At 42.6% G+C, this 12,867-nt stretch carries 8 protein-coding genes; 5 read left to right on the top strand and 3 right to left on the bottom strand.

All coding sequences use genetic code 11. The features are described 5' to 3' along the window. A partial coding sequence (locus NWP22_RS06110) for a hypothetical protein (protein ID WP_271734378.1) occupies positions 1 to 199 on the bottom strand: 199 nt, incomplete at its 3' end. Positions 200 to 450: 251 nt separating this feature from the next. Between NWP22_RS06110 and NWP22_RS06105 the strand changes: the two genes are divergently transcribed. Continuing rightward, the gene (locus NWP22_RS06105) at positions 451 to 723 is read left to right on the top strand and encodes a GlsB/YeaQ/YmgE family stress response membrane protein (protein WP_271734377.1); all 273 of its coding nucleotides are present in this window, start codon (positions 451 to 453) and stop codon (positions 721 to 723) included. 140 nt (positions 724 to 863) lie between these two features. On the opposite strand, the gene NWP22_RS06100 is transcribed toward NWP22_RS06105, so the two are convergent. Then, positions 864 to 1,631 (bottom strand): ChaB family protein, encoded by a 768-nt coding sequence (locus NWP22_RS06100; protein WP_271734376.1) that lies wholly within the window; start codon positions 1,629 to 1,631, stop codon positions 864 to 866. A 48-nt stretch (positions 1,632 to 1,679) separates the two neighbouring features. Further along, positions 1,680 to 2,219: a Dps family protein gene (locus tag NWP22_RS06095; protein WP_280792966.1), complete on the bottom strand. Its 540-nt coding sequence runs from the start codon at positions 2,217 to 2,219 to the stop codon at positions 1,680 to 1,682. 454 nt (positions 2,220 to 2,673) lie between these two features. On the opposite strand from NWP22_RS06095, the gene NWP22_RS06090 reads away from it, so the two are divergent. The 4 genes from NWP22_RS06090 to NWP22_RS06075 all read left to right on the top strand — a co-directional run bounded on the left by NWP22_RS06090 (position 2,674) and on the right by NWP22_RS06075 (position 12,708). After that, positions 2,674 to 6,756 (top strand): glycerophosphodiester phosphodiesterase family protein, encoded by a 4,083-nt coding sequence (locus NWP22_RS06090; RefSeq protein WP_425332607.1) that lies wholly within the window; start codon positions 2,674 to 2,676, stop codon positions 6,754 to 6,756. Between the two features lie 485 nt (positions 6,757 to 7,241). After that, a complete protein-coding gene (locus NWP22_RS06085; protein WP_271734373.1) occupies positions 7,242 to 7,994 on the top strand; it encodes a peptidylprolyl isomerase in 753 nt (250 codons plus the stop codon). Positions 7,995 to 8,079: 85 nt separating this feature from the next. Further along, positions 8,080 to 11,094, top strand: a complete 3,015-nt coding sequence (locus NWP22_RS06080; protein ID WP_280801627.1) for a peptidase domain-containing ABC transporter — start codon at positions 8,080 to 8,082, stop codon at positions 11,092 to 11,094. Between the two features lie 48 nt (positions 11,095 to 11,142). Beyond that, positions 11,143 to 12,708 (top strand): beta-barrel domain-containing protein, encoded by a 1,566-nt coding sequence (locus NWP22_RS06075; protein ID WP_271734370.1) that lies wholly within the window; start codon positions 11,143 to 11,145, stop codon positions 12,706 to 12,708. The last annotated feature ends 159 nt before the right edge of the window (positions 12,709 to 12,867 follow it).

Here is a 12,867-nt window from a genome sequence, read left to right as displayed (position 1 = left end):
GGAAGATTTTATCCGGACAATGGTCTTTTAAGGGGCTATTTTTCTTACTAAGAATACAGACTTTGTACTGTTTTTCTCCCTTGTCACCTAGTCCACCTTGTCCACCTTGTCTTGTCCTTGTCAGGGGAGGGGACTGGATTTGATTGTTTTTTGTCTGTTCCTTAAGATAAAAATTACCCGTGGAAAACTTATCAAACATCCTCTAAATATATTGTGAAATATTAAATTACCGGGTGACAAAAAGAAGATTAATTTTCCTTGTCTCGGTTCAATCCCCTACTAAAAGCAGGATTAAATGAATGCTGTTTCACCTATGGACAGAACTCATGAGTATAGGCGTGTAGTTATCAAGGGAGATTATTGTTAATACTTCGTAGCTATCTCTTATGGTAGAAGGAATACTACATGGGAATTAATAAATTATTGGTAACCCTTTTGATAATTTTCAGTATGAACATAATTGCTTGGATCATTCTGGGTTTGATTGCTGGGGCTATTGGTAAAGCTATTTATCCTGGTCGTCAGGGTGGCGGAATCATTGCAACTATGATCTTGGGTATTGTCGGTGCTTTAATCGGGGGAACTATTGCTACTCTGTTAGAGACAGGAAGATTACAAATTACTGCTGCGACTCTGAGTATTCCTGGTCTAATTGTCGCTATTATTGGGGCAATAATTGCCATCTTTTTATGGGATTTGCTCACGGGTAGAACCAGTCATTAGTTAGCAACATAGCAATGATAGTTATGAGATGCAAGTTAATAGGAGGAAATATTAAATACTCCACTTTTTTTATCAAGAGTGGAGTCACAAAAAAAATACGAATAAATCTGGAGATAACCTTGATTAACTTGTGATTTGCTCTAAACCTTTACCTTGGCTTTTGACCAGACACCAGTTTCATCTTCATCAAACTGTTCATGAACAGCTTCCCAAGCGGCTTGTTCAGAGATTAACTCGTCACCGGTCTGCTCCAAAACGGCATTATAGCGAGTCATGAATGTTCCTTGAGCTGCTTGGGAAAGATGAGAGCGAACTTCCAAAGACAAGTCATCTGGACTGTTACATGGGCCAGAACAGGGATGAGTCAATGTTTTATCAGTTGTGTGAATTTCTTCACCACCAGAACTTTCGATCAGTAATTGAAATTCCCCCAGGCGATCGCTTGGCACTTCTGCCATTAATATAAACTGGCCAGCTTGTAAGCGTGTTTGATAAACTGTGGCTTTGTCTTCAGACATCCCCCAAGCTGTTAAGGCTGACACTAGTCCAGCGCCGGCGCTACCTGCGATCGCTCCACTAGCAGCACCTAGCAACAACGCACCTATCGGACCTGCGGCTACAATTGGGCCTACAAAGGGAACGAACAGTACGCCCACACCAGTTAGTAAGCTGAGAAACGAGCCAAACAATGAACCAAAAATAGCTCCTGTTCTCAAGCCTCCTAGAATTACATCTTTCTTAGTAATAAAACCAGAAATTCGCGTTTCTGATTGGAAATCTTTGCCCATGACCGAAATATTATCTCTAGGTACACCCCTATCTAGTAAGCGTCGAATCACCTGATCAATTTGCTTTTGTTCTTTGAATACAGCTGATATGGTACGTTCTGCTTGATAAAGTTCTGGCACTTAAATACTCCTGAAAACTTATTTTGGCAATACTAGGAAGGTTGACTTCTATACACCCACAGGGGTTTTAGTTTCTGCTTCTGGTTGTGCACCGCTGGGTTCTAAGGCTTGTCCTTCAATGAATGAACGCAGCATCCAAGCCATCTGTTCACGCTCTTCCATGAGTCCAGTTAAAAAGTCAGCAGTTCCCTCATCATGAAACTGTTGACTACACTGATCCACATGGTCGCGCAAATTACGAATTAGCTGCTCATGATCTTCTACCAATCGGGCTACCATCTCTGTTGCTAAGGGTAAATCACCGCTATGTTCTTTGAGGGTAGCAATCTTGAGAAATTCGGCCATTGTACCCACTGGGAAACCGCCCAAAGCCCGAATCCGTTCTGCTAAAGCATCAATGTTTTCAGTCAATTTCTCATACTGTTCTTCCCAAAGTTCATGCAAACTACGGAACTGGGGCCCTACAACATCCCAATGGTACTTTTTGGTTTTTACTATCAGAACGTAGGAATCTGCTAAATCTTGATTTAACAAATTCATCACACCTTGACGTTGTTCTTTTGTCAAACCAATATTAATTATACGCATTGCTTTCCATCCCTAAGCTAACCTATGTATAAATTTTCCGATATATAGATATAATCAACATCAACCAGGGGGAAGATCATTTCCGCATCATTAATTACCACCTATGGTGAGATTTATTTGTATCTCTTAATAGAGAATTATTTATTTTTTAACCTGTTGCTAGTTGATTCTTAATCAAAGTCCAATATTTTAATAGCAGGCTAACCTAATCATTACTGCCCAAAATTGTTAATGTAACTAGCAATACTTGGGAGGTTTTGTAGTCGGTAATGCGATTGACAGCTTCCAAAAGTCATGAGGCGTCAATCTAGTCAAATCCCTATGGTTTGTTGATTAACCAAGACGGTGAGTTAGCAAACCTCAATACCAACTGGAAATTTCCAGCCGGGAAAACATCGCTTATGCTTTCCCCTGATCCCTTAATGACAGCACTTATAATCAACCACGTAATCCTATGTCAGAGTCCAACAACCCGAAAGTTACACTTGTAGGTTTTGCTTCTCTTCCTGCTGATACTTTTGCCGATGGTCCATCATCAGGTAGTGCTATTACTGGTAATACCAATGGTAGAGTCATACCCTTTGAGCGCCAGCCCATACAGGGATTTAGTTCAGTCCAGAGAGCCGATGCTGATTCCTTCTGGTTAATGTCTGATAATGGTTTTGGTAGTAAGGCTAATAGCCCTGATTATTTACTGCGAATTTATCGCGCTACCCCCAACTTCCGCACCACCACTGGGGGTGATGCAACTGTTAATGTGTTGGGTTTTGTGCAACTATCTGACCCTGACAACAGGATTCCTTTCGCAATTGTTAACGAAAACACGAGCGATCGCCTGTTAACTGGTGCTGATTTCGACCTGGAATCCTTGGTAGTTGCAGCCGATGGGACTTTCTGGATTGGAGAAGAATTTGGTCCTTATCTCCTGCACTTTGATAGCACGGGTAAGCTATTACAGGCCCCCATTCCTACACCGAATTACGTCAGTTTAAATACTCTCGATGGTAAACCACCCATTGTGATTGGACATCGAGGAGCTAGCGGAGAACTACCAGAGCATACTCTAGGAGCCTATAAACTAGCCGTTGAACGGGGCGCTGATTTTGTTGAGCCTGATTTGGTTTCTACCAAGGACGGTGTATTAATCGCACGTCATGAGCCGAATCTGATCGCCACCACTGATGTGGCCTCCCGTCCAGAATTTGCTGACCGCCGGACTACCAAAATAGTTGATGGTGTTGCGGAAGAAGGTTTCTTTGCTTCTGACTTCACCCTAGCAGAAATCAAAACCTTACGGGCGATTATGCCCCAGGGCTACCGTACTCAAGTATTTAATGGTATCTATGAAATTCCGACTTTTGAGGAAATCATTGAGTTAGTTCAGCAGATAGAAGCTGATACCGGTAAGAAAATTGGCATTTATCCCGAAACCAAACATCCCACTTTCCACAATGACCTGGGTCTGTCCCTGGAAGAACCTTTATTAGCAACTCTAGAACAAACTGGTTTCACCGACCCCTCACGGATTTACATCCAATCCTTTGAAGTTGGTAACCTGAAAAAGCTGAGTCAACTAACGGATATTCCCCTAGTTCAGTTATTAGATGCAGGGGGTGTTAACTTAGATGGTTCATTAAGTGAAATTCAACCCTACGACTTTGTAGTGAGTGGGGACACGCGCACCTATGGTGACCTGCGGACAGCAGCAGGACTAGAAGAAATCGCCACCTACGCCTCTGGTATTGGCCCGTGGAAACGGATGATTATCTCTGTTCAAGGGGTGGATTCCAATGGTGACGGTCTAGCGGATGATGTCAATGGTGATGGTGTAGTCAATGATGCTGATAAAACGACTACCTCACCTACAAGTCTGGTGCAAGATGCCCATGCTGCGGGCTTGGTGGTACATCCTTATACCTTCCGTAACGAAGGGAGGTTTCTAGCGGCAAATTATAACGGTAATCCAGCCCAGGAATATATAGATTTCATCCAGTTAGGCATTGATGGTTACTTTACAGACTTTCCGGGTACGGGTAACCAAGTCCGCGACCAATTAACTGGAGCGTTGGTTATTTCTCCTGATAACCCCAGTCTGTTACCTCCTGAATTTGCTACTTTAGACGGTACTGCACCTTTGGTGATTGGTCACCGGGGAGCTAGTGGTTTACGTCCGGAACACACTCTAGAAGCATATAAACTGGCGATCGCTGATGGTGCTGATTTCATTGAACCTGATTTAGTACCAACTAAAGATGGCCATTTAATAGCCCGTCATGAAAACGCCTTAGCACTTCTTAATCAAGATGGTTCAGTGAATAGAACTGTCACCAGTACGGATGTTAACGACCGTCCTGAATTTGCTGACCGCCTGACTACTAAAACCATAGATGGTCGGACATATACGGGTTGGTTTAGTGAAGATTTCACCCTAGCAGAAATCAAAACCCTCAATTCCATCGAGCGGTTACCAGATTTACGGGGAACTAGTTTTGATAATGATGGGTTAAAGGTTCCTACCCTGGAAGAAATTATCGACTTGGTGAAGCAAGTAGAAGTAGAAACAGGTCGTAAAATTGGTATTTATCCGGAAACCAAGCATCCGACTTTCTTTGCCACCGAAGGTACTTTGTTAGATGGTGCAACACCCATCAATACCAGTTTAGGTCAGCTACTAATTAACACTTTAGTTGCCGAAAACTTTACAGATCCTTCACGGATATTTATTCAGTCTTTTGAGGTAGGTAATCTCAAGGAATTGAAAGAGTCGATTATGCCGGCGGCTGGCGTTGATATCCCATTGGTACAATTGCTCGGTGGTGCTAGTGGTCGGCCCTATGATTTCGTGGTCAGTGGTGACGCTCGCACCTACGGTGATTTGACTCGCCCTGAAGAATTAGCTGAGATTGCTACTTACGCCGCTGGTATTGGTCCTAACAAGCGCCTGATTGTACCTAGTGTAGGTGGTCAACTCCAACCACCCACTACCTTAGTACAAGATGCCCACGCTGTGGGGTTAGTTCTACACCCCTACACTTTCCGCGATGAAGATGTTTTTCTGGCTGCGGAGTACAATGGTGACCCCAAACTAGAATATCAACAGTTCCTCGATTTGAGCGTTGATGGTTTCTTTAGCGATTTCCCCGGAACTAATAGCTTAGTTGTACAACAATCCCTGGGTGAACCGGTGTTCTCCAATCTGGCTCGGTCTCGGGGATTTGAAGGTATGGCTATCAGCCCAGACAAGAAAACCATCTATCCGATGCTGGAGGGTACTGTTTTAGGTGACCCTGCTAATTCTCTGCGGATTTATAGATTTGATGCCCAATCCGAGGAATTTCAGGGTCTGGTAGGCTACTACCCCATGGCACAACCTAACCATGCGATCGGTGCTATAACGGTGGTGAATGACAATGAATTTCTGGTGATTGAACGGGACAACGGTCAAGGGACAACGGCCCAGTTTAAGAAGGTATTCAAGGTGGATTTCTCCCAAATTGATGCTAATGGTTTTGTGTCTAAGGAGGAAATCGTTGATTTACTCAATATCAGTGACCCCAATGATTTGAATGGAGATGCTGACACTACATTTACCTTCCCCTTCGTGACTATTGAGGCTGTGCTGGTGATTGATGAAAATACACTACTGCTGACTAACGATAATAATTATCCGTTTTCAGTGGGTAGACCACCGGCTATAGATAACAATGAAATCATTCTCTTACGTTTGGAAGAGCCGCTAAATTTGCCCAGTCCTGGGGTGGTTATGGGTACAGCCAATAATGATGACCTCATCCTGAACACTAATCAATCTGGAGTCACAGTCTTTACCGGCAATGGTGATGATACGGTGGAAGCTAGTTTGACATCAAATGTAACTGTTAATTCTGCTGGGGGTGATGATGTGATCTCCGTGGGCGGTAACAGCTATGCAAGTGGTGGTGAGGGAGATGACACCCTATATCTAGGGTCTCAGGGACCTGCTGGTGGTACTGTGCTTGATGGTAGTCAGGGTAATGACACTCTGATGGTGATTGAAGCGGCCACTGAGCCTAATATTCTCCTGGGAGCGGCTGACCATGACACCCTACAAGTAGTGGAAGGACGGGGACAGATGCTCTTTGGCGGTTCTGGTCGGGATGTGCTGCGTTCTAGCCCGGATGGTCAGAACCGTCTCTATGGTGGTTCTGGTAATGATGAGTTATATTCCACTGTGGGCGATCGCCTGTTTGGTGGTGATGGTAATGATAGCCTCTACGCAGGTGAAGGGGGTAATAACTTACTCTGGGGCGGTGAAGGCGCAGATAACTTCTGGCTGGTGGTTGCTGGTTCTTTACCCAGTGCAACCAATGTAGTCAAGGACTTTGAGGTGGGAGTAGACCGCATCGGTATGGGGGGCATTACTTCTAACCAAGTAAATCTCCTAGGTCGGATGGGAAATACCCTGATTCAAGTTGGCGGTGTTGATGTGGCACTAATAGAAGGTATCAGCCCAACTCAGCTTGACTTGAGCAATACTCAGCAATTCCTCTTCATCTAACAAACATCGGTTGTCATCCCCTCCCTATCTGTGGTGAATACTACGGAAGGGATGGGGGTAAACCGGCCCAATGATTAAGTATGGCTATCAGCTTCTATGGGCAAACTATTGATCTTATGTGTTGGGGATTTGCCAAATCATGCGGATTCAGGTTATAACGACATGAGTATTCTTGCAAATTCTAATTAAATAAATACCGTATGAATACCATCACCAGCAGCATCCAGATCTCGTAAATATTTGGTGGATTTATCTATGCTTATTTACTTGTGTTCAAGTCAGAAAGTATGCTATATGTGCCTCATACATCATAATAGCCAAAGAATAGCTGTAATCAATCCGCTATGGTTCACCCTGAGTCCTTAGCTAAACACACCTAATATAGGCGTGACATCTGGGCTGCTGTGTCTACCTAAGTGGAACCAATGAGTACGTAGTCAAGATTTGTTCATTGTTCTTTTGAAGACTATTGTTTATAAAGTGATATGACAGCAGTGATACAATCGGAAAACCTGTGGCAACAAACTACCAGTGACCTCAGTAATTTTTCCACAGCAGAAATTTTGCAATTGCTCGAAGAATACCAATTGCTACCAGCTTTAATCAAAGAAATGGTGATTGACCAGGCCATAGCCGACATTGACTGTACGCCAGAAGAAGAGAAAAGTGCTGGGGAACAATTGGCCCTTCAATATCAACTCACTTCTGAGGAACTACGTCAGAGTTGGCTAGAACAAAATAATTTGAGTGATGAGAAATTTAGGGCCATAGCCATTCGCCAATTCAAACTGGAAAAATTTAAACAAATTACCTGGGGAGGGGATTTAGATGCTTATTTTTTCCAACGCAAATCTCAATTAGATCGGGTGATTTATTCCCTAATCCGGACTAATGATATTGGTGTGGCTCAGGAAATCTACTTCCGCATTCAAGCAGGAGAACAAACTTTTGGCGAGTTGGCACGAGAATATTCTCAAGGACCAGAAGCACAGACCAATGGCTTAGTCGGGCCTGTAGAGTTACAATCCATCCATCCTATCTTAGCGAAAATATTGGCTAGTACCCAACCACAACAGCTATTACCTCCTACTCAATTAGAGAACTGGATAGTCATTGTGCGCTTAGAAAAATTACTGCCATCTCAGTTAGACCCCACAGTACGACAAAGGCTGTTGAATGAACGTTTTCAAGCTTGGTTAAAGGCTAAAATTGCCGATCATAATCATTCAAACACTTAAAAACTACTTGCCATATTGGTAAGACATAGTTATAACTATTCAACTACCAGGAAATTATCAATCAACGTCACCAGCTATTATAAGAATGACTTATACTAAGAGTACCTTTCAAGAATTTATTGCTAGTCTGGAAGGCTTTGAGCAATTACCAACTGCAGTAATTGCTGGGCTATCGGAAAAACTACAAGTTTGGCGCCAACGTACGGGGCGGAAAATTATTAGCCAAGAGAAACTCCCCGAACAAGTGACAATTCTGTTTGAGGGACAAATACGCTTATTAGGATACGATCCGCAAACCCAAATCCCCACTACCCTGAAATTGCTGCAACCAGGGTCAATTCTGGGGGAAATCAGCTTGTTACGAGAAGTAGCCTGTGAAACAGCGATCGCATCTACTGAAGTCATCTGTTTAAGCGTGAGTGCGGCGGACTACTTACAGCTTCTTGGTGCTTACCCAGAATTTGCCAATGTCCGGTTAAACAAAAGCCATTTGGCAGAAGTTTTTGATGTTTTGAGTCCGCAGATCAAACAGCAAGCCAGGACAGTTCCCAACCTGCGAGAAATTACTGAGCAAGCCTTAGCAAATGTCCAAATAAATTACCTTAGTCCCGGTAAAAATCGCCACCACCAACTGGATAGAGAAAAAATCTGGTTTGTCAGTGGCGGTGGGACAGTCACCAACTCTCCCCCTGGATCTCGCTTAGAAGTGAGTGACTCCATTGAAGTCAAAGGAAAAATTCCTGCACGGTTAATTGGGTTTTCGCCGGCGGATTTATCGTTTTTAGATACTCATTTAGAGACTCATGAAGTGAGAGTTGATAACCATGAGCATACTAAAGGAATCGTCACCGTTGACTTAGATATTCGCAACATACCTGGAGAACAAATTAGCCAGTCTCAACCATCCCCACAACAGAAAGGTCAACAAAAACGTCAAAATTACCCATTTTTTCGAGGTAAGGGGGAATTAGATACAGTTCTTGCTTGCTTACAAATGCTCTCGAAACACCTAAAAATGCCCTTTCGCCGGGAGGTGCTTCGTCGCATCTTAAATGAGCAAATCAAACGCCAAGGTAGTATATCCTTTCCAGCTTGTGCTTATGTAGGAGAATTAGTCGGACTCAAGTCCCAGTTAGTAGACCTACCTATTGCGGCAATTGAGCGTATTCCTACACCAGCCATAATTCAGTATGATGGCAGTTATGCTGTTTTATATGAAACAGGACCTAATAGTATTGTTGTAGGTGTTCCCTCCCAAGGAATTGTCCGCAGCAAAACCGCCGAATTTGTAGCCAAATTAAGCGTTGATGAAAACAACTTACCTCCCCAGGTGAGAGTTTTATTGGTAGCTACTACCAAAGAAACACCGCAAGAGCGCTTTGGTATCCAATGGTTTATTCCTTATCTTTCCAAGCATCGGCGAGTTCTCATAGAGGTTTTTATTGCTTCGTTTTTTGTCCAACTAGCCCAGCTAGCTAACCCCCTGGTCATTCAGTTAATTATCGATAAAGTTATAGTTCAAAATAGCATTGGTACCCTAAATGTTTTAGGGATTTTGCTTTTAGTGGTGGGTGTGTTTGAAGCCTTACTGACCACATTAAGAACTTATCTATTTGTCGATACAACCAACCGCATTGATATGAGTTTGGGGTCGCAAATTATCGATCACTTGCTGCGGTTACCCCTGCGTTATTTTGAACGCCGACCTGTAGGTGAACTAGCCACCCGCATCAATGAATTAGAAAATATTCGTCAGTTTCTCACTGGTACTGCTTTAACGGTAGTATTAGATGCGGTATTTTCGATAATTTATATTATCGTGATGCTGTTTTATAGTTGGCAGCTCACCTTAGTAGGTTTGGGGACAGTTCCTATATTTGTGATCCTCACCTTAATTGCTTCCCCCACCATTAGCAAACAGTTACGTACCAAGGCTGAACGCAACGCCCACACTCAATCCTATTTAGTTGAGGTAATGTCGGGTATTCAAACGGTAAAAGCGCAAAATATTGAATTGCAATCGCGTTTTTCCTGGCAAGAACGTTATGCTCGGTATGTAGCCGCCGGGTTTAAAACCGTGATCACTTCCACCCTGGCTAATTCTACTAGTAGTTTTCTGAATAAACTTAGTAGCTTGCTAGTCTTGTGGATGGGTTCTTATTTAGTACTCCAAGGACAACTAACTTTAGGTGAGTTAATCGCCTTTAGGATTATATCAGGTTACGTAACTAGCCCCATATTACGTTTAGCGCAACTCTGGCAAAGCTTCCAAGAAACTGCTTTATCTCTAGAACGGTTAAGCGATATTGTCGATACACCAGAAGAAGCCGAAGCAGACCGCCAAAACATTCCCTTACCTGAAATATCAGGAAATGTGACCTTTGACAATGTTTCCTTCCGGTTTCAAACCAGCGGACCGCTACAACTTTCTAATGTCAGCCTTAATATTCCATCGGGTAAATTTATTGGTATTGTTGGGCAGAGTGGTTCTGGTAAAAGTACCATGATGAAGTTACTGCTGAGACTATATGAGGTGGAGTCTGGCAGAATCTTGGTTGATGGTTACGATATTTCTAAAGTGGAACTGTATTCTCTGCGGCGACAGGTGGGTGTAGTTCCCCAAGAAACACTCTTATTTGATGGTACGGTCTTGGAAAATATTTCCCTGACGAATCCTGATTCTACCACCGACGAAATCATTGAGGCTGCTCGCATTGCGGCGGCTCACGATTTTATTATGTCCTTACCCAACGGCTACAACACAAGGGTAGGGGAGCGCGGTGCTGGACTTTCGGGGGGACAACGACAAAGAATTGCGATCGCTCGTTCTATTTTACAACGACCAAAACTATTAGTTTTAGACGAAGCCACCAGCGCTCTGGACTATCCCACAGAGCGACAAGTTTGTCTAAATTTAGCTCGATCATACAAAGATAATACGGTATTCTTTATCACCCACCGTCTCAATACTGTCAGCCATGCAGATATGATTGTCGTCATGGATAATGGCAGGGTTATAGAACAGGGAAGCCATCAAGAATTAATGGCTGCTAAAGGTAATTATTTTCATCTTTACCAACAACAAGAAGTTAATTCTTAACTGCATTGAGAACTTGATACCCAATAAAATCACAAAAATAATACTATCATGATTCAACTTAATGGCAATGGTAACGGTAAGAAAAAAACCGGATTAAATCCCGACTCAGAGGTACTTACATCTCCGGTAAAAGTTCCTAGTCGGCCTGTAGCAAATCCTAACTATGTTAATTTTGATCAAGCAGTTTTGTTGCGCCAGTCGCCAATTTTGTCACGCACAATTATGCTGTCGTTGATATTGTTAGCTTGTTTTGGAATTACTTGGGCTTATTTCGCCAAGATTGAGCAAGTAGTCCCTGCTACAGGTCAACTCAAGCCGGAGGGGAGTATCAAAGAAGTGCAAGCCCCTGTGAATGGGGTGGTAAAATCGGTTCATGTCAAAGATGGGGAAAAAGTCAACCCTGGAGACTTGCTGCTAACTTTTGAAACTGTGGCTACTGTTGCTGAATTAGATTCATTAAATAACGTTCGCCAAGCCTTAATTGAGGAAAACGAAATTTATCGTCGCTTAATGGCAAATAGTTATACAACAGCATCAGAATTGGAGTTTATCCGGGCTAAGTTACCAGCAAATGCCGAATTTCTGTTAAAAAGTAGGACAGCCTTAGTTAATGAAAATGAGTTGTTACGTGCTGAATTGAGTAACTTGAATACAGTCGCAGGTTTAGGAGTTGATGAACAGCAACGTTTACAATTTGCTCAAAAAGAATTTGATTCTCGCTCGGCCGCAGCACAGTTGGAAGTAGAGAAAACGAGAAAAGAAATGGCTCAAATACGAGTGAGAAAGAGTGATACTGAATCTAGCTTGGCTATCCAGCAACAGATTTTAGATAAAATTAAAATATTAGCAGAAGAAGGTGGTATCTCTCAGCTACAGTATCTCAATCAGCAACAACAGGTACAACGTCTCACCGCTGAAATAGACCAATTAGAGCAGGAGTTACAACGTCTACAGTTTACCATTGAGCAAGGACAGGAACAACTCAAAAATACTGTAGCTGCATCCGGTAAAAGTGTTTTAGAAAAAATAGCTGATAATAAAAAACGTATTGCCGAAATCGATAGCCAATTCATGAGAATTTTGCTAAGTAATGAACAAAGATTGGCAGATGTAAATAGTAGACTTTCTCAAGTTAAGTTAAATTTTGAATATCAAGAACTTCGCGCTCCTGTGGGGGGAACAATTTTTGACTTACAAGCAAAAACCCCTGGTTTTGTAGCAAATGCTAGTCAAACCTTGCTGCAAATTGTGCCTGATGATAACTTTCTGGCTGAGGTATTTATCACCAATAGAGATATTGGTTTCGTCCGGGAAGGAATGAAGACTGATGTGAGAATTGAGTCATTTCCTTTCAGTCAGTTTGGGGACATTAAAGGACAAGTTATTAGTATAGGCTCTGATGCATTACCACCAGACGAAATATATCAATTTTATAGATTCCCCGCTACAATTAGTTTAGATAAACAATATTTAGATGCTCATGGTAGAAAGATATCCTTGCAGTCGGGTATGTCAATCTCCGCTAATATTAGGGTTCGTGAAGACCGTACAGTCATGAATCTATTTACTGAAATGTTTAATAAACAATTTGATAGTTTGAAAGAGGTACGTTAATTTTTTCAGTAGGGTGGGTTAGAGGATGTTTGTCAAGTCATGATTAGTGTATCGAATATTATTTGACCCCTCCCTCTCCTTACAAGGGTAGGTTTTTAATATGATCTGTGAAGGCAAGACCACCGAAGACAAGGAAGGAAAGTGGACAAGGAAGATTTT

The sequence above is a fragment of the Anabaenopsis tanganyikae CS-531 genome (assembly GCF_029891675.1).
Classification (GTDB): Bacteria; Cyanobacteriota; Cyanobacteriia; order Cyanobacteriales; family Nostocaceae; genus Anabaenopsis; species Anabaenopsis arnoldii.
This window is presented reverse-complemented; position numbering and strand designations above follow the sequence as displayed.

Bases quoted from the DNA above. Each gene is read 5' to 3' on its own strand.
- NWP22_RS06105 (WP_271734377.1), top strand. From the start codon at position 451: ATGAACATAATTGCTTGGATCATTCTGGGTTTGATTGCTGGGGCTATT.
- NWP22_RS06095 (WP_280792966.1), bottom strand. From the start codon at position 2,219: ATGCGTATAATTAATATTGGTTTGACAAAAGAACAACGTCAAGGTGTG.
- NWP22_RS06090 (WP_425332607.1), top strand. From the start codon at position 2,674: ATGTCAGAGTCCAACAACCCGAAAGTTACACTTGTAGGTTTTGCTTCT.
- NWP22_RS06085 (WP_271734373.1), top strand. From the start codon at position 7,242: ATGACAGCAGTGATACAATCGGAAAACCTGTGGCAACAAACTACCAGT.
- NWP22_RS06080 (WP_280801627.1), top strand. From the start codon at position 8,080: ATGACTTATACTAAGAGTACCTTTCAAGAATTTATTGCTAGTCTGGAA.
- NWP22_RS06075 (WP_271734370.1), top strand. From the start codon at position 11,143: ATGATTCAACTTAATGGCAATGGTAACGGTAAGAAAAAAACCGGATTA.